Consider the following 17,382-nt stretch of genomic DNA (forward strand, 5'->3'; position numbering starts at 1 on the left):
TTTCACGCTGGCCTACGGCACGCTGGCAGCCAAGAGCCGCCGCGCGGGCCTCGTGCTGGTGCCGATCCTCGACATTCTTCAGTCGGTGCCGGTGCTGGGCTACATCTCGTTCACGGTCACGTTCTTCCTCGCGCTGTTCCCGTCGCGCGTGCTCGGCGCTGAACTGGCGGCGATCTTCGCGATCTTCACGAGCCAGGCCTGGAACATGACGTTCAGCTTCTACCAGTCGCTGCGCACGGTGCCGCGCGATCTGGACGAAGTGTCGAAGGGTTTCCATCTGACCGGCTGGCAGCGCTTCTGGAAGCTCGAAGTGCCGTTTTCGATGCCAGGCCTCATCTGGAACATGATGATGTCGATGTCGGGCGGCTGGTTCTTCGTGGTGGCCTCCGAAGCGATCACCGTGGGCAATAACACGATCACGCTGCCTGGCATCGGCGCGTATCTGGCCCAGGCGATCACCGAAAAGAACTTGCACGCCGTTGGTTGGGTGATTCTGGCGATGGTCGTCGTGATCCTGGCCTACGACCAGTTGCTGTTCCGCCCACTGGTCGCGTGGGCCGACAAGTTCCGCATGGAAAACACCAGCTCGGGCGACGCGCCCGAGTCGTGGCTGCTCGATCTGGTTCGCCGCACGCACCTGATCCATCAGTTGCTGGTGCCGATCGGCTGGTGCTTCGCGAAGGCCGCGCGCGTGCCGCTGCGTTTGCCGTTCACGCTGCCCTCGTTCCCGGTGGTGCAACGCGCGGCGCCCGCCCGGTCAAGTCGCGGCGGCCTGGGCGCGAAGCTTGGCGATGCCATCTGGGCCGTGTTTGTGATCGCGCTCACGCTCTATGTGGTGTGGCGCGTGGTGCTCTATGTGCGCACCGGCGTGACGCTCGACGAGGTTGGCCATGTGCTGGTGCTCGGCCTGATCACGCTGTTGCGCGTGGTCCTGCTGATTGCGATTGCTTCGGTGATCTGGGTGCCGCTGGGCGTGCTGATCGGCCTGCGTCCGGCGCTCGCGGAAAAGATCCAGCCGCTCGCGCAGTTCCTGGCCGCGTTCCCCGCGAACCTGTTGTTCCCGGTGTTCGTGATCGTGATCGTGCGCTTTCACCTCAATCCTGACATCTGGCTGTCGCCGCTGATCGTGCTCGGGACGCAGTGGTATATCCTGTTCAACGTGATCGCGGGCGCGAGCGCCTACCCGAACGACTACCGCGAGGCGGCGAAGAATTTCCATATTCGCGGTTCGCAGTGGTGGCGTCAGGCGATGCTGCCGGGCATCTTCCCGTACTACATCACGGGCGCGATCACGGCCTCGGGCGGTGCGTGGAACGCGAGCATCGTCGCCGAGTTCGTGCAGTGGGGCGACACCAAGGTCGCGGCGCACGGTCTGGGCGCGTATATCGCGCAGACGACCGCCGCCGGCGACTATCCGAAGATCATCCTCGGCATCGCTGTGATGTCGTTGTTCGTCACGCTGTTCAACCGCGTGCTCTGGCGTCCGCTCTATACGTACGCCGAGTCGCGGCTGCGGCTGGACTGATCGAAAGAGATCAATAATTCGAAGGCATGGCGATGCAAAACCCGAAAACCCTCAGCACCCCGCACGGCGACGTGCAGACGGCTCCGAATCCGCCGCGCGTTGGCGAAGAACTCCTGCGCGTGCAGAACGTGTGCCGGGGCTTCAACAAGAATCAGGGCGAACTGCTCGTTCTGGACGACGCGAATCTGTCGCTGCGCGAAGGCGAGATCGTCGGCCTGCTGGGCCGCTCCGGCTCCGGCAAATCGACGCTGCTGCGCATCATCGCCGGGCTGATCGAGCCGACGGCGGGCGAAGTGACGTGGCGCGGCAAGCCGCTCGACGGTCCGGCCAAAGGCGTGGCGATGGTGTTCCAGACCTTCGCGCTGTTCCCGTGGCTCACGGTGCTGCAAAACGTGGAAGCGGGTCTCGAAGCGCAGGGCGTGGGCGCGCGCGAGCGCCGCGAGCGGGCGCTGGCCGCGATCGACCTGATCGGTCTGGACGGTTTTGAAAACGCCTATCCGCGCGAACTTTCGGGCGGCATGCGCCAGCGCGTGGGTTTTGCGCGCGCGCTGGTGGTCGATCCTAATCTGATGCTGATGGACGAGCCGTTTTCCGCGCTCGACGTGCTGACGGCCGAAACGCTGCGTACCGACCTGCTCGATCTCTGGACGCAAGGGCGTCTGCCGATCAAGTCGATTCTGATCGTCACGCACAACATTGAGGAAGCGGTGTTCATGTGCGACCGCATTCTGGTGCTGTCGTCCAATCCTGGTCGCGTGGTCGCCGAAATCAAGGTGCCGTTCAAGCATCCGCGCAACCGTCTCGATCCTGCCTTCCGCAAGCTGGTGGACGACATCTACGCCAAGATGACCGCGCGCCAGACCGACGAGACCACGAAGAAGGGGCTGGAACTCGGCAGCTGGCTGCCGCGCGTGTCCACCAACCTGATGGCGGGTCTGATCGAAACGCTGGCGGCCGCGCCGTATCACGGTCGCGCCGACATGCCGGAAATCGCGCGCTCGCTGCATCTGGAAGTGGACGATCTGTTCCCGATCGCCGAAGTGCTGCAGTACCTTGGTTTCGCCGATGTGCGCGAAGGCGATGTGCTGCTCACGCCGCCCGCGCGCGTGTTCGCGGAATTCGGCACCCAGGAGCGCAAGATGATGTTCGCGGAACATCTGCTGCGCCATGTGCCGCTCGCGGCGCGGATCAAGAAGGTGCTCAACGAGCGTCCGGGCCATCGCGCGCCGCGCGTGCGCTTCGAACAGGAACTGGAAGACTTCCTGTCGGACGGCGCAGCGGAAGAGACGCTCGACACCGTGATCGACTGGGGTCGTTACGGCGAAATTTTCTCGTATAACGACCAGTCGGAAATCTTCAGTCTGGAAGACGTGGAGTCCTGAGCTTTGTCGCCAGCCAGATGAAAAACGGTCGCCGCGGCGACCGTTTTTTTGCAGCAGAAAGAAGCTGAAAAGCGCGCTTATTGCAGCGCGCCCCAGCGCTCCACGGCGGGTTCGGCGGTAGCCCACTTCCAGCCCTTGTCGTCCTGACAGGCGCTCGCCGTGTACCACTGCTCGGGCGAGTTGGGCGCATCGCCGTCCTGCACCGAGAACGCAAAGTCCTTGCACAGCGCCAGCGCCGATGCGAACGCGCGCGTCACGCGCACCTCGCCGTGACCGTTCTCGACCGGCAACTTGTGCTTGATGCGCCAACTGTCGCTGCCGCCCACGGGCAGACGCCCGGCGGTTTCGGCGATCATTTCCTGCTGGTCGGCGTGCATGCTCTTCATGAAGCGGTTGACGGCTTCGTCGGTGACGGCCTGCACGGCGATGCCCACGCCCACGCCGATGGCCGGATTGGCCGTGGCGATGCCGGTGGCCGCCGCTGCCGCCGCGCCGCTGGCCGCGCCGATCGACGAACAGCCGCTGGCGCCCAACGCGACGCCCGCGCACAACGCCGTGAGCGCGAGCAGGCGCGCGCCGGGCAGGGCCGAGGTGGCGCGCTTGCCTATGCGCTGCGTGCCGCTCATTGCAGCGCACCCCAGCGGTCGGTCGCCGGTTCGGCCGACGCCCACTTCCAGCTCGCGCCGTCGCGGCACACCGAGGCCACGTAGAACGCGCTCGACGCGGCCTTGTCCTTGGTCGCGTCCTGATCGACCGAGAACACGATTTCCTTGCAGTCGAGCGCGCCCGTGCTGATCGCACGGCTCACGGTCACGCGGCCATGCGCGTCTTCTTCGATCGGAAACGAATGGACGATTGACCACGGCGCCACACCGCCCACGTCGAGCGGGCCGGCGGCCTGGGCGATGCTGTCCTGGGTGTTGCGGTGCACGACGCGCTCGGAGTACTGCACGCCGGCCTTCGCGGCGGCCACGGCGCCCAGGCCGATGCCGGTCGCGACCGAGGCGTTGTTGGTGACCTTCGAGGCGATCGCCGCGCCCGCGATACCGGCGCCCGTCGTCGCGCCTTCGGAGTAAAGCGAACTGCACGCAGAGCACGCGAGGCTCGCAAGCGTCACGAGCAGCGTGAGCGACGCGCTGCGTCGCCAGCCGGGCGCCGCGAGAGCGGGTTTCCGGGGCCGCGCGGCGCCAATGGCCGAGGCGCTGTGCGGTGCCGTCGATGGCGCGTTGCACGCCGAGGCTAGTCGTTCTTGCATGTTCTTTCCCTGCCGCTGGCGGCTGGATATCGCCGTCGCGATCATCCAGCACGTATTGATGCACCTTTGAATGAGAACAGGGTGCGATTACGCGTTATTTCGTGCGTCGGATTGTGCAGGATGACAATTGCAAACGGGATAGGGAAAGTGCAAGAAATTGAAAAAGGTCGTGCGCCGTTTGATCTTGCATGGTTGCGGGCACGACCTTTTTGTGCGTTTTGGCGCTGCGTTTTACCGTTGCGCCTCAACGCCCTGGCTTTGGACTAACCGGCGTCGCGCGCCTCGCCTTCGTTGTCGCCATCGTCGGGGAGCGGGGCTTCGCCGTCTTCCGCGCCGTAGCTGCCCAGACGGTTATAGAGCGTCTTCAGGCTCACGCCGAGCGTGCGCGCCGCGAGCCGCTTGTCGCCGCCGCAGTATTTGAGCGTGCCCAGAATGATCTGCTTCTGCGCATCGGCCAGCGGCGTGCCGATCCACACGCTCATGGCATCGCCCTGCGTGACCGGCTTTTTCACCTTCGGCACGAGTTGCGGATGAGCGATCTCGACCTGCTTTTCGGCGAGGATGAACGCGCGGTACACGGCGTTCTTCAGCTCGCGCACATTGCCGGGCCACGACCAGTTGCGCACGGTTTCCAGCGCCCGTTTGCTGAACACTTTCTGCGTACCGCTTTCGTCGTTGAGTTCGGTAAGGAACAGCTGGGCGAGCAGTTCGCGGTCGCGTTCGCGCTCGCGCAGCGGCGGGGCGCGCAGCGGAAACACGGCGAGGCGGTACATCAGGTCCTCGCGCAGCGCGTTGTCCTTCACGGCCACCACGGGATCGCGGTTGGTCGCTGCAATGATGCGTACGTCGCCGCGGATCGTCTCGTTGCTGCCAACCGGCCGATAATCGCCGGTTTCGAGCGCGCGCAGCAGTTTGACCTGATGCAGCAGCGACATCTCCGTGACTTCGTCGAGAAATAGCGTGCCGCCGCGCGCGTGCTCGAAGTGACCGTCGCGCGCCTGCACGGCGCCGGTGAAGCTGCCTTTCTCGTGGCCGAACAGTTCGGCCTCGATCAGCTCGTCGGGGATCGCGCCGCAGTTCACGGCGATGAACGGGCCGTCGCGGCGTTCGCTGCGATCGTGGATCGTGCGCGCGACCAGCTCCTTGCCGGTGCCCGATTCGCCGACGATCAGCGCGGTGGCGTCGGTGACCGACACGCGCTCGATCTGCGCATAAAGGTCCTGCATGATCGTCGACGAACCGTACAGCAGTCCGTACGACTGCAGACCGGGCACGCGCGGCTCCTTGCCTTGCGCTTTACGGCCCGCGTCGTCGCCGGCTTGCTGGCTCGCATCATGGCCGGAATCCCGGCCTGCCTTGCGACCTTTTTCGTTGCCTTTCTCGTTGCGGCGCGCGTCGCGTTCGTCACGCGTGGCGCGCGGTTCATCTCGTTCGGCGGCGGGCGAGCCCGGCTCGATTGACGCCATAGGGTATTCGTCCTGCAAAGTTGGTAATGGCCCGATGGCCAGGATGCAATTGCGCGGCTTGTGGTGTGGACCCGGACGCGGGGCGTCGGTGCGCGCACGAGCCAGTGAACCAACCGTCGCGCATTCGCGCTTGGGCCCGGACGCTGGCTTCGGACGGGCGGCGGCCGGTCAGGACTGGCGTGAACGATGCCGCGCCGCCGACCGCAGGATTCCCATCTCGTAAACTATTTAACCACTGCGACGCCTCGCAGGGCAATGCACGTGCCCGGATTGGGCGCATCATTGGCGCTGGCGCGCCCATGTCTGGCGGCGTGTAGCGGCGTTTCTGCGCTTTTTCGCCGGGTTTTGTCTGTTTCGGCGCATCTGGCACGGCTTGTGCTGCGTATCTTTGGTAGCGCGCTCGCGTCTATGTTAAAGCGTGGGCGTCGCAAAGAGGCTGGATTGTGTCTGGCGAAAAGATTGGGAGAGTCGAAATGTCGAAGAACAAACCTGGACTGTTCGGAACCCTGTTTGCTGTGGGCGCGCTTGGCGCGACGGCTGGCATGCTGGCCCTGCGCTGGTCGCAGCGCCACCGCATGCAGCGTCAGCATCTGCATGGCGATCTGAGCCGCTGGGAGGACGAGGGCGGCTCGCTCTCCGGGAGCGCCGATCACGCGCTCAACGCCGTTGCCGGGAAACCGGCCGCGTCCCTGGGGGCCGCCGCGCCCACGACGACGCACGAACGCGGCCTGGCTGAAGACGATACCAGTGCAGCGTGGCCGTTTCCGACCAGCGACCCGGATTCCGCCACGCGGCATTGATCCGCAGATCGAGGTACCGCCGGGCAGGGCTCGTTTGACGTACGCGCTTAATCGGCACGGTCGTGCAGGGCGCCGGGAAACGCGCGCCGGGCTATCTCGAATCTGTCTATAATAGTGATATCTACAACAATCGAGGTTCGGGCTGCGCGCTGTTCGCGGTATTGTTGCGCTTTGGAACTACAGTGCAGCTAAAACCGTGCGCTTGCCGTCTTGAGCGCGCCCGACCGTTTCGCACTCCACTGCAGCGCAACGTATGCACCGCAAGCCTTGCGGCGCCGGAAAAAATCGTCCGGCGTATCCGCCATGCCCGCGGCGTGGTATGTATCGCGCATGGAGCCACTCACCTTTCAGGGCTGACGAGACGCGATGCCACATGTATTGATTGTCGATGACGATGCAGAAACCCGCGAAGCGCTAGCCGCCGTGGTGGGCGAAGACGGGCTCACCACCGCCCAGGCGGGCGACTTGCGCGAGGCGCGCATCCAGCTGATCCGGCAGATGCCCGACGTCGTTTTCACCGACCTGAAGCTGCCCGACGGCAGCGGCACTGATCTGTTCCAGGACCTCGATCCGCGCTCCGGCGTGGAACTCGTCGTCATTACGGGCCACGCGACGGTCGAAACCGCCGTCGACGCGCTCAAGAACGGTGCGATCGACTACCTCGTGAAGCCGATCAACCTGCAGCGCGTGAAGGCGATCCTGAACCGCCTGCCGCGCGCGGGCGACCTCAAGGCCGAAATCGGCACGCTGCGTGGCGAGCTGCGCCGCATGGGCCGCTTTGGCCTGATGCTCGGTAATTCGCCGGCCATGCAGGACGTGTACGACCAGATCAGCCGCGTGGCGGTCACGCCGGCTTCGGTGATGCTGGTGGGCGAATCGGGCACCGGCAAGGAGGTGGCCGCGCAGACGATTCACCAGTTGAGCCTGCGCCGCAAACACGAATTCCTCGCGGTGAACTGCGGCGCGATCTCGCCGAACCTGATCGAATCGGAAATGTTCGGCCACGAGCGCGGCTCGTTTACGGGCGCCGATCGCCAGCACAAGGGCTATTTCGAGCGCGCGAACGGCGGCACGCTGTTCCTCGACGAAATCACCGAAATGCCGATCGAGCTACAGGTGAAGCTGCTGCGCGTGCTCGAAACCGGCATGTTCATGCGGGTGGGCACGACCAAGGAAATCGAGACCGACGTGCGCCTGATCGCGGCGACCAACCGCGACCCGGAGCAGGCGGTCGCCGAGGGCAAGCTGCGTCTGGACCTGTATCACCGCCTGAATGTGCTCCCGATCAACCTGCCGCCGCTGCGCGAGCGGGGCAAGGACGTGGAGCTGCTGGCCCAGGCGTTCCTCGAAGAGCTGAACGAGCGCCACGGCACGAAGAAGCAGTTCCCGGCTGCGGTGCGCGAGATGCTGGCCACCTACCCGTGGCCGGGCAACGTGCGGGAGCTGAAGAACTACGTGCAGCGCGCGCACATCATGGCGGGCAACGAGGGCGATCTCACGGCCGCCGTGCCGTTGCAGATTTCGCTGTCGAAGCCGGTGGCGGGCACGGCGGTGACGATTCCGTTCGGTACGTCGCTGGCCGATGCCGATCGTCAGCTGATTCTCGCGACGCTGGAGCAATGCGGCGGCGTCAAGACGCGTGCGGCGGAGATCCTCGGCATCAGCCTGAAGACGCTCTATAACCGGCTCGTCGAGTACGGCAACGAGACGGGCACGGGCGCGGGCGGCGGCAAGAGCGAAGCGCCTGCGCGCGCGGCGACCTGATTGCCGGCTGGGCGCCCAGCGTAACCCTTTTATTCCCCCGGCAGGCCGCGCCGCATGTTGCGGCGCTTGCCTGCAAGCGATGTAAATCGCACCGCGTCCCCGCTTTACACGTCGCTTAACACCCCGCTGTGCCCCTCCAGGTTTCTCCATCTTCGCCGCCGTGCGCCTTATGCGTCCGGCGGCGCGTGGCTTTGCACGCCGCGTTACGTGTCATGACGGGCGCTGGTATGTGGCTTGCAATCGGCTCGATAAACCCTTTCGAGGAGCAAGCGATGCCGAGCTGCAGACAATCCGATCCGTTTCGTGTGAAGCCCTGGCTTGCGCACACTCCCCAACCCGATTCGCCGCCGGATCAGCCCGGCACGCCCGACGTGCCGCCGGTCGGCGATCCTCCGCCGCAGCCCGGCGAAGTGCCGCGATCGATCGACCCGCGCCTCTATCCGGCGATGCGGGTTGCACCGGTTTCTGGCGAGCGACTGCGTCAGGCGCGCGAAGAATGGTCGCACGTCGCGCGCATCGCCCAACGCGCGGGCCGCGCTGCCTGGGCCCGATGGGCGCGTTGGGCGGGCTGGACCTGCCACGCCGAATTAGGGGCGAAGCTGGCGGCCGACGGTGTGGCCGATTTCGATGCGCGTGGCAACACTCGCGGCGATGCAACATCGGGCCGCCGTGCGTCGCGCGGCTGATGATCGGGCTTTTTATGTACGACTTACAAACGCGCGCCCATATTTACCGGCAATTTCACGCGGCGATTCCTAGACTATAAAAACGCCACCGCCGTGTGACGGCCTGTACGCAGGAGGCATCGACATGAGACATCCCGCATTGCGCCGCTCCGCACGTCACTCGGGCAAACGTGGCCCGCGCGACGCAGAACAGAAGGTCGGGAATGCAGCCGGTTTCAGCAGTGATGGCGGCGCCGTTTCCGCCGCACCGTCGAACGGTCACTCGCCGGATCCCGCGAACCAGAATCGCCCGGCGCCCGGTGTGCCGGCCGATGGCGAGCACAACCAGGGCGGCGCGCGAGCCGAAGGCATCGACTATCAGCGCGATCTCGGTTCCGAGCAGGACGCCTGATTTCACCACCGCGCTGCGGCACTCGCAGCGCGTCGAAGCCCGCATTGTGACGACGCGATCGAGCCGGTTTTCGCCGGTCGTCGTGGCGTTTTTGCTCGTTCGTTCAATGCGTTTGCAGTGCGTCAAGACCAGCGGAAAAAGCCAATAAGGCTCCGGATCACGACGGCAGGGCATGCATCTTGCGTGATAGTGCAGTGCACCGTCCCCGGACCCAACGAAACAGGAGGTATGGCCGCAATGGGCAGACTGATCGTGGTATCGAATCGCGTTGCACCGACCCAGGAAGGGCGTCCCGCCGCTGGCGGCCTCGCGGTCGGCGTGCTGGATGCGCTCAAGGAAACCGGTGGCGTATGGTTTGGATGGAGCGGCGAAACCGTCGCGGAACCCACCGAACCGATCATCGAACAGCAGGGCAGCGTCACATACGCGACGGTCGGTTTGACCCGGCGTGATTATGACCAGTACTACAAAGGCTTCTCCAATACGACGCTGTGGCCGACGTTCCACTACCGCAACGACCTCGCGCGCTACGAGCGCCAGGAGTACGGCGGTTATCTGCGTGTGAATGTCACGCTCGCGCGCCAGCTCAAGCCGCTGATCCAGCCCGACGACATCATCTGGGTTCACGACTATCACCTGATTCCGTTCGCGCGCTGCCTGCGCGACCTCGGCGTGAAAAATCCCATCGGCTTTTTCCTGCACATTCCGCTGCCGGTGCCGGAAGTCATGCGCTCGGTGCCGCCGCACGAAGAGCTGATGAAGTTCATGTGCAATTACGACGTGGTCGGCTTCCAGACCGATGCCGATCGTCAGGCGTTCATGGATTACGTCGAGCGCGGCGGCCACGGCACGTCCAGCGACGACGGCATGGTGCACGCGTGGGGCCGCTTCCTGAAAGTGGGGGCCTACCCGATCGGCATCTATCCCGATGCGATCGCCAAAGCCGCCACGCAGTTCACCGACCGCAAGCCGGTGCGCAGCCTGCGCGACGCCATGCGCGGGCGCAAGCTCATCATGAGCGTGGATCGACTCGATTATTCGAAGGGGCTGGCGGAACGTTTTCAGGCCTTCGAGCGCATGTTATTGAACGGCCCAGGCTGGCATGGACGTGTCTCGCTACTGCAGATCGCGCCGCCGACGCGCTCCGACGTGCAGACGTATCAGACGATCCGCCGCAACCTCGAAGGCGAGGCCGGGCGCATCAACGGGCGCTTCGCGCAGCTCGACTGGACGCCGATCCAGTACCTGAACCGCAAGTACGAGCGCAATCTGCTGATGGCGCTGTTCCGTCAGGCGCAGGTCGGTTACGTCGCGCCATTGCGTGACGGCATGAATCTGGTAGCGAAGGAGTACGTAGCTTCGCAGAATCCCGAGGATCCGGGCGTGCTGGTGCTCTCGCAATTCGCGGGCGCCGCCGAGCAGTTGCCGGGCGCACTGGTTGTGAATCCTTACGATCTGAACCAGACCGCCGAAGCGCTGGAGCGCGCGCTGTCGATGCCGCATGCGGAGCGTCAGTCGCGCTACGAGGACATGATGGCGTCGCTGCGCGAGAACAATCTCTCGGTGTGGCGCGATACTTTCCTGGCCGACCTGCGCAGCGTGGCCACGGCGGCTTCGGTGACGGAACGGGCGCGCAGCGCCGCGCCCGCCACCAAATCGCAACCGCAGCCCCAGCCTGATAAGGCGACCAGCGCGGCCACCAAGGCCAGTTGAACATCGGCTGATCGCGCGCCCGGCGCGCACACACATCACCTCACGGCGACTTTCGGGTCGCCGTTTTCTATTGCGCGCGCCGCCAGCAGCGCAGCGCTCGCGTCAGGCTCGCTGCACGCCCGCTTCGGCGTACGGATGCGGCGGCTCGGTCGGATCGAAATCGGCCCAGTGGCCGGCATGCCATTGACCGGTGGCGCGCTCGATATCGTCGGCGCCCGCTTCGCTGAGCACCGCGGCGGCCAGCGCCTGATTGTCGGCGCTCACATGGACCGTGAGCAGAACGCCAGACTGACGCGTTTCGTGATGCACGCGCTCTTCGTGCTCGGCCGGCCGCTGCCAGCCGCCGCCGATACGTGCACCGATCCACGCGCCCACGCCAGCGGCGATCAGCACCGAAGGCAACGACGCCGCCAGCAGCGCGCCGAATAACGCTACGCCCACGACCGCGCCCGCCACGGCGCCCGTAGTGAGATTGCGCATGTGATGCGGCGGCGCGGCGGCGCGTGCGATGGGGTGGGGCGTATGACGCGCGTGCTGCCCGCGCGGATTGACAAAAAAGAGGTTGACGTCTTCTTCGACGAAGCCGCGCGAGAACAGCTTTTCGGCGACGGATTCGGCGGCGGGGAAGGTCGTGAACCGGCCTGCGACGATCAGAGACATGGGAATCCCCCTCCTTGAAGGTTGACTCGCCGGAACGACAGAAACAACAGGAACATCTGGACTGCGGCGCGGGGTGCGCCGTAAGTCCATGGTAGTGCATGGTCGGGCTGCAGGCCGTAAAAACGAGACGGTCAGCCGCGCGCCTGCGCGGCGCGCCGGGGCACGAGCCGCATCATGCTCACCACGGCCGCGGCCGCCGCGAACGCCGTCGCGACCGCGAGCGCCACCGTCGGCCCGTGCTGCGGCGCAACGCCGAAGATCAGCGCGACCAGCGCCGCGCCGAGCGTCTGGCCCGTCAGCCGCGCCGTGCCCAGCATGCCGCTCGCGCCGCCGCTGCGTTCGCGCGGCGCGGACGAGAGAATCTGCCGGTTATTCGGCGACTGGAAGATGCCGAAGCCCACGCCGCACAGCGCCATGCGCCAGGCGATCTGCAGGTCGGTGGGGTGCGCGTTCAGCATCGCGAGCGACAGCAGGCCGAGCGCGAACAGCGCCAGGCCGACGCCGCCCAGAATGCCCGCCGGATAGCGGTCGGACAGCCATCCCGAGACTGGCGCGGCGACGATGATGACAAGCGGCCACGGCGTCATCAGCAAACCCGTATCGACCTGAGAGAAGCCGTACACATCCTGCAGCATGAAGGGCAGCGCAACGAAGGCCAGCATCTGCGCGCAGAACGAGCAGACCGAGGTGCTGATCGACAGCGCGAAGAGCGGATTCGCCAGCAGATCGACGGGCAGCAGCGGCGCGGGCTGATTGAGCTGGCGGCGCACGAAGAACCAGCCGATGACGATCGCGCCCGCGAATTCCAGGCCGATAAGCGCGGGGTTTTCGCCATGTCCCAGGCCATCGACGGCAAAGATCAGCAGTCCGAACACCAGCGCATTGAAAACCGCGCTCAGGTAGTCGTAGGGTGCCGGATGACGCTCGTTGGTGGGCAGCGCGCGCAGGCCCAGCGTGAACGCGGCGATGCCGATCGGCACGTTGATCGCGAACAGCCACGGCCACGACGCAATCGACAATACGCCCGATGCCAGCGTCGGCCCGATCGCCGAGGCGATGGCCACCACCATCGCGTTGATGGCGACGCCACGTCCGAGCTTCGCGCGCGGATAGATCATGCGTACGAGCGCGGTGTTCACGCTCATGACGCCCGCGCCGCCGAAGCCTTGCACCATGCGCGCGATGGCCAGCGCCGGCAGCGAGGTCGCGAGCGCACAGCCCAGCGACGCCACCGTGAAGAGCGCGAGGCCCCACAGGTAGACGCGCCGGTAGCCGATGCGGTCGCCCAGCGACGACAACGGCAGCAGCGCGATCGTCACCGAAAGCTGATACGCGTTGACGATCCAGATCGAGTTCGCGGCGCTGGCGTGCAGGTGTCGCGCGATGGTTGGCAGCGCGACGTTGGCGATTGCGCTGTCGAGCACGGCGAGCGTAATGCCCAGCGCGACCACGAGGATCGCGTAATAGCGTTGCGGAAAGGGCAGGCCGCTTTCCGGGTCGCTGGCGGCGCCGGATGGCGTAGCGGTAAAGGGTTGGGGCGGGGCGTAGGGCGTGCGAGTGGGCATTGATGAAGGTGACGGCGCGCGTCACCTTGCGCGCAGTCGTTTGGCTCGATTCAAAAGGTTGGGGTGAGGCGCGGCGCAAATGGTGCAAGTGGCGCAACCGGAGCAAAGGGCGCCGCGCGAACAGCGTCAGGCTTTATTTGAGTTCGCTTGTTGAAGTTCGCTCATTTCAGTTCATACAGACCGACGTAAGTGGTCGAATCCAGCTCGTTCAGATGCGTCATGAAGCGCGCGACCGCGTTGGTGGTCTCGGGCGTGACGGGCAGTTGCGCCGCCTTGAGCGCGTGAATGCGGAAGATATAGCGATGCGGCTTGTCCCCGCGCGGCGGCGCAGCGCCGCCGAAGCCCACCGTGCCGTAGTCGTTGCGCACCTGCAGGGCGCCGGGCGGCAGCAGACTGCCATCGGCTTTACCCGCATTGCGCGCGAGCGCGCGCACGTCGGCGGGAATATTCACGACCACCCAATGCCAGAAGCCGCTGCCAGTGGGCGCGTCCGGATCGTAGACGGTCAGCGCGAAGCTTTGCGTGTCGGCGGGCGGCGCGTCCCATTGAAGCGCCGGCGACAGATTGTCGCCTTCGACGCCGAAGGCCCGATCGTCGAATTCCTGCGCCTTCGGCATGAAACCGTTACTCGGAAAATCGTCGGACCAGAGTCGGAAATCAGCCATCGCTTGCCTCCTTTCTCTTGAGTTCTGACAGGATTGCGTCAAGCGCGCAACAAGGCGCCGGGCGCTGCTGATTCAATCGAGTTTAGCACCGCGATGGGTCGTGCTCCGCTCAGGGCTCACGTGGCTTTCTGCTGCACTTCCTGCTGCGCCGCGCGTGCCTCGAACCAGCTTTGCGTGCCGTCCTGAAGCCAGGCGGCGAGCCGCTCGACGACCGCTTCGGGGTCCTGCGAAGCACCGCGCAGCGCGCATTCCCAGATCACGGCAACACGCCAGCCCAGCGCCGCGAGCGCGGCCAGCGCCTTGGCGTCGTTGGTGCGGTTGCGGCCGATCTTGGCGCGCCAGAACTCGGGCCGCGTCGACGGCCACTTGAAGAGCGGACAGTTGTGGCCGTGCCAGAAGCAGCCATGCACCAGCACCACGGCGCGGTAGCGCGGCAACACGATATCGGGACGTCCGGGCAATTCGCGCACGTCGAGCCGGAAGCGAAAACCTCGGCGATGCAGCAGGCTGCGGATCAGGACTTCAGGCTTCGTGTTGCGCCCGCGTATGCCGGACATCATCCGGCTGCGGGTTGCGCTGTCGACGACGTCGACCATGAGTCGTCAGGCGGCCAGTGCCGCTTCGTCCTTGACGGCTTTGGCGACGCTCGCGCGGCGGCGAGTGGTGGCTTTGGCCTTCGTTTTCGCGGCAGCCGGCTGGTGTGCGAGCGCCGCATCGAGATGCGGCATCATCGCGCGCGCCACTTCGCGCATCACGGGCATCACCACGCTGTTGCCGAACTGGCGATACGCCTGCGTATCGCTCACGGTGATGCGGAAGGTGTCGGGAAAGCCCATCAGGCGCGCGCACTCGCGCGGCGTGAGGCGGCGCGGGCGAATCCCCTCGCCCTGATAGACGAGGATTTCGCTGCCGTCCTTGTGATAACGCGCCGACAGCGTGCGCGTGACGCTATGCGGGAACGCGAGGCCGTAGCCGAAGCCATTGCCCGCCGCGCGATGTTTTTCCGCGTACTTCTGCAGGTAGTCCCACAGACCCGGCGTAAGCGTGTATTTCGGCTGCACGCGGCGCGCGGAGTGATCGAAGAAACGCTCGCCGTCCCAGGGCAGCAGCGGCTCGCTGCCATCGGTGCGATGCAGCACCGACGCCAGGCGCGGACCTTCTTCGGGCAGGCTGAGCGCGTCCCATATGAACGGCGTCGGCTCGCGAAAGCCGACGATGATGATGCGCTCGCGATGCTGCGGCGTGAAATGACGCCCGTCGATCACGCGGTAGTGCACGTCGTAGCCCAGCTCGTCGCGCAGCACCTGCAGGATCACGTCGAAGGTGCGGCCGTGGTCGTGCGAGAGCAGGTTCTTGACGTTCTCCAGCAGGAAGGCGGCGGGCCGCTTTTCGGCGATGATGCGCGCGACGTCGAAGAACAGCGTGCCTTGCGTGGTGCACTCGAAACCGTGCGGGCGGCCGAGCGCGTTCTTCTTGGAGACACCCGCGATCGAGAAGGGCTGGCACGGGAAACCCGCGAGCAGCACGTCGTGGTCGGGCACATCGGCAGCCGGGAATTCCACGATATCGCCCACGTAGGCGTGGCCTTCGCCGTCCTTCGGACCGTAGTTTTCCAGATAGGTCTTTTTCGAAAACGCGTTCCACTCGCTTGTCATCACGCAGGCGCCGCCGTGCGCCTCGAAGCCCATGCGGATGCCGCCGATGCCGGCGAACAGATCGACGAAGCGAAAGCGCGCGGGCGCGGCAGCGTTGGCCGTCGTGGCGGACGCGGGCTCGCTGCTGCGCAGCAGTTCGCGCAGCGCGGCGTCGAGCATGGCGGGGCACGGCGTTTCGCCTTTTTCCCACCGGCGCACGGTCTTCACGTCCTTGCCGACGTGGGTGGCGATCTGCTGCTGCGTGAAGCGCTGACGTGCCTGCGCAAGCAGGTCGCGCGCGAGATCTCGCGAATTGGCCGGGTGCACGAAGTCCTCTCTGGGTATTTTGGCGGACATTATGACCGATGCCTGACCCGCGACACCAGGAATTCCGGGCGCGATCGTGCATAAACCCGCGCGCACGGGCAAACCGTGCCGGCAAGGCCGAGAGGGAACTGCGTGAAAAACTGCGTGAAAACTAGTGGTTCGCGACCTGGGCGGCGGCCTGTTTGGCCATGTGCGCGGCCATCGAGGCGGCGTTCAGCTCGTGCAGATCGATCTGCACCAGCAGGCTGTCGATATCGGCAAGCTGGCCTTTATTGATATGGCCAGTGTCGAGCAGCCGGTGCAGGCGCGCACGCCAGTAATTCGCGGAGAGGATCGGTCCGCCGAGATCGCCCGTGAGGGAGAGCGGCATGACGCGACGGATGTGGGCAATGTCCTGATCGATCAGATTCGACATCAGGTAGCCGGGCGGGAGGGGACGGAGCGTGTCCATGTATGGAGATTACGACAGCTCCGACCCTAACTTTAATCTAATTGCGCTCCACGTTTACCCTGGGACGTCAATCGGGCCGATGCGGCGGCCTGATGCAGCGCAGAGTTTTCCACCGGGTTCGCCTTCTGGTTCAGCCCAGCAGCAACATCGTCAGCGACGAATAGACGACGGCGGTGAGTGCGGCGATAAGGGCGAAAATGTAGGGCGAGGTCATGTCGGTGGTCTCCGGCGAGGTTCCCGTTGTGTTCCGGTTGTGTTCCGGTTTGCTGGAAACCATCGTAGGCGATGCGCGTGCGGGCGAAGGTTAACAATTGACAAACCTTGCACGGGGTAACGCGTGCGACCTGCCGATGCACGACCGCTGGCTTATTCCGCCGGGGTCTCAGGCGCGGGCGCGGGGCCTTGCGCGGCGCCTTCCAGGAAGCGGCGCGTGGCTTCGAACGACTGCAGCATCTGATCGGGCCACGGCGTTTGCAGCATCACGGCCTGATGGTTTTCGAACGCCGACGACAGCAGCTTGATCAGCTCGGGCGAGCTCAGATGGCGCAGCAGCACGCTCACGGCGATCGCGGTGGCCTGGCTAGCTCCAGCGGTCTGCAGCTCGGAATGGGTAAGGGCGGCGACTTGCTTGTTGATGTCCATGGTGGGATCTGCCTGGATGGAAATAGGGCGCTGCGGCGCGCAGGTAATTCAGACGCAACTCGAACTCGAACGCCGGTTCAGAAGAGCGAAACGCGTGCCGCGCAGCACGGGAAAAAGGGAAAGCGGGAACGGGAAAAAGCGGGAATGGCCGCGCCGGTTGAATCCTGGGCGAGCGCTGAAACGGGCGATGTACGAGATGGGCGATCACGCAAAGCCAGCGTAAATCTGGTCCCCCTGGCAGGAATCGAACCTGCATCTAGCGCTTAGGAGGCACTTGTTCTATCCATTGAACTACAGGGAGCGCTCAGTTACGCCCGGGGCGCATCAGCCCCAACTCCGCCCAGCCGCCATGTTTCCCAAGTCACCCGTCATGGCGCGGAGTCCGCGCGAGGACGTTGCCCGCGCAGGCGCAAGAGTATAGCAAAGGCGATGCGGCTGGAAAATGTCGCCCGGGCG

At 65.3% G+C, this 17,382-nt stretch carries 18 protein-coding genes and 1 tRNA gene; 7 read left to right on the forward strand and 12 right to left on the reverse strand.

The genetic code is table 11. The features are described 5' to 3' along the window. Positions 1-1,525 (forward strand): ABC transporter permease (locus VG320_RS11610; protein ID WP_327200251.1); only part of this gene is annotated, 1,525 nt, incomplete at its 5' end. Positions 1,526-1,557: 32 nt separating this feature from the next. Further along, on the forward strand, positions 1,558-2,907 hold the full coding sequence (locus VG320_RS11615; protein WP_327200252.1) for a nitrate/sulfonate/bicarbonate ABC transporter ATP-binding protein: 1,350 nt from the start codon (positions 1,558-1,560) through the stop codon (positions 2,905-2,907). 77 nt (positions 2,908-2,984) lie between these two features. Here VG320_RS11615 and VG320_RS11620 read toward each other — a convergent pair whose 3' ends face one another. The 3 genes from VG320_RS11620 to VG320_RS11630 all read right to left on the reverse strand — a co-directional run bounded on the left by VG320_RS11620 (position 2,985) and on the right by VG320_RS11630 (position 5,628). Then, entirely contained in the window at positions 2,985-3,533 is a 549-nt protein-coding gene (locus VG320_RS11620; protein WP_327200253.1) for a hypothetical protein, read from the reverse strand. Next, positions 3,530-4,162, reverse strand: a complete 633-nt coding sequence (locus VG320_RS11625) for a hypothetical protein (protein WP_327200254.1) — start codon at positions 4,160-4,162, stop codon at positions 3,530-3,532. The genes VG320_RS11620 and VG320_RS11625 overlap by 4 nt, the downstream gene beginning before the upstream one ends. A gap of 263 nt (positions 4,163-4,425) precedes the next feature. After that, a complete protein-coding gene (locus tag VG320_RS11630; RefSeq protein ID WP_327200255.1) occupies positions 4,426-5,628 on the reverse strand; it encodes a sigma-54 dependent transcriptional regulator in 1,203 nt (400 codons plus the stop codon). A 473-nt stretch (positions 5,629-6,101) separates the two neighbouring features. On the opposite strand from VG320_RS11630, the gene VG320_RS11635 reads away from it, so the two are divergent. From VG320_RS11635 to otsA, 5 genes are all read left to right on the forward strand, one after another. Further along, a complete protein-coding gene (locus tag VG320_RS11635; RefSeq protein WP_327200256.1) occupies positions 6,102-6,428 on the forward strand; it encodes a hypothetical protein in 327 nt (108 codons plus the stop codon). Between the two features lie 366 nt (positions 6,429-6,794). Continuing rightward, positions 6,795-8,192 carry a sigma-54 dependent transcriptional regulator gene (locus VG320_RS11640; protein WP_327200257.1) on the forward strand — a complete coding sequence of 466 codons (1,398 nt, stop codon included), beginning with the start codon at positions 6,795-6,797 and terminating at the stop codon, positions 8,190-8,192. A 272-nt stretch (positions 8,193-8,464) separates the two neighbouring features. After that, the gene (locus VG320_RS11645; RefSeq protein WP_327200258.1) at positions 8,465-8,878 is read left to right on the forward strand and encodes a hypothetical protein; all 414 of its coding nucleotides are present in this window, start codon (positions 8,465-8,467) and stop codon (positions 8,876-8,878) included. Between the two features lie 124 nt (positions 8,879-9,002). Beyond that, on the forward strand, positions 9,003-9,269 hold the full coding sequence (locus tag VG320_RS11650; protein ID WP_327200259.1) for a hypothetical protein: 267 nt from the start codon (positions 9,003-9,005) through the stop codon (positions 9,267-9,269). 237 nt (positions 9,270-9,506) lie between these two features. Further along, positions 9,507-10,982, forward strand: a complete 1,476-nt coding sequence (gene otsA, locus VG320_RS11655) for an alpha,alpha-trehalose-phosphate synthase (UDP-forming) (RefSeq protein WP_327200260.1) — start codon at positions 9,507-9,509, stop codon at positions 10,980-10,982. A gap of 102 nt (positions 10,983-11,084) precedes the next feature. On the opposite strand, the gene VG320_RS11660 is transcribed toward otsA, so the two are convergent. The 9 genes from VG320_RS11660 to VG320_RS11700 form a co-directional block, all read right to left on the reverse strand. After that, positions 11,085-11,642 (reverse strand): hypothetical protein, encoded by a 558-nt coding sequence (locus VG320_RS11660; protein WP_327200261.1) that lies wholly within the window; start codon positions 11,640-11,642, stop codon positions 11,085-11,087. Between the two features lie 131 nt (positions 11,643-11,773). After that, positions 11,774-13,207, reverse strand: coding sequence for an MFS transporter (locus tag VG320_RS11665; protein WP_327200262.1), 1,434 nt, complete (start codon positions 13,205-13,207; stop codon positions 11,774-11,776). A gap of 161 nt (positions 13,208-13,368) precedes the next feature. Then, a complete protein-coding gene (locus VG320_RS11670) occupies positions 13,369-13,872 on the reverse strand; it encodes a YbhB/YbcL family Raf kinase inhibitor-like protein (protein WP_327200263.1) in 504 nt (167 codons plus the stop codon). Positions 13,873-13,988: 116 nt separating this feature from the next. Next, complete coding sequence (locus VG320_RS11675; RefSeq protein ID WP_327200264.1) at positions 13,989-14,468, reverse strand: very short patch repair endonuclease; 480 nt, start codon at positions 14,466-14,468, stop codon at positions 13,989-13,991. Positions 14,469-14,474: 6 nt separating this feature from the next. Beyond that, the gene (gene dcm, locus VG320_RS11680) at positions 14,475-15,863 is read right to left on the reverse strand and encodes a DNA (cytosine-5-)-methyltransferase (RefSeq protein ID WP_327200265.1); all 1,389 of its coding nucleotides are present in this window, start codon (positions 15,861-15,863) and stop codon (positions 14,475-14,477) included. Positions 15,864-15,984: 121 nt separating this feature from the next. Then, the gene (locus VG320_RS11685) at positions 15,985-16,284 is read right to left on the reverse strand and encodes a hypothetical protein (protein WP_327200266.1); all 300 of its coding nucleotides are present in this window, start codon (positions 16,282-16,284) and stop codon (positions 15,985-15,987) included. Positions 16,285-16,414: 130 nt separating this feature from the next. Further along, the gene (locus VG320_RS11690) at positions 16,415-16,561 is read right to left on the reverse strand and encodes a hypothetical protein (RefSeq protein WP_327200267.1); all 147 of its coding nucleotides are present in this window, start codon (positions 16,559-16,561) and stop codon (positions 16,415-16,417) included. Positions 16,562-16,650: 89 nt separating this feature from the next. Then, the gene (locus VG320_RS11695; protein WP_327200268.1) at positions 16,651-16,926 is read right to left on the reverse strand and encodes a hypothetical protein; all 276 of its coding nucleotides are present in this window, start codon (positions 16,924-16,926) and stop codon (positions 16,651-16,653) included. Between the two features lie 226 nt (positions 16,927-17,152). Then, positions 17,153-17,227 (reverse strand) — tRNA-Arg (locus VG320_RS11700). Positions 17,228-17,382 lie beyond the last annotated feature (155 nt).

The organism is Paraburkholderia sp., assembly GCF_035948235.1.
Classification (GTDB): domain Bacteria; phylum Pseudomonadota; class Gammaproteobacteria; order Burkholderiales; family Burkholderiaceae; genus Paraburkholderia.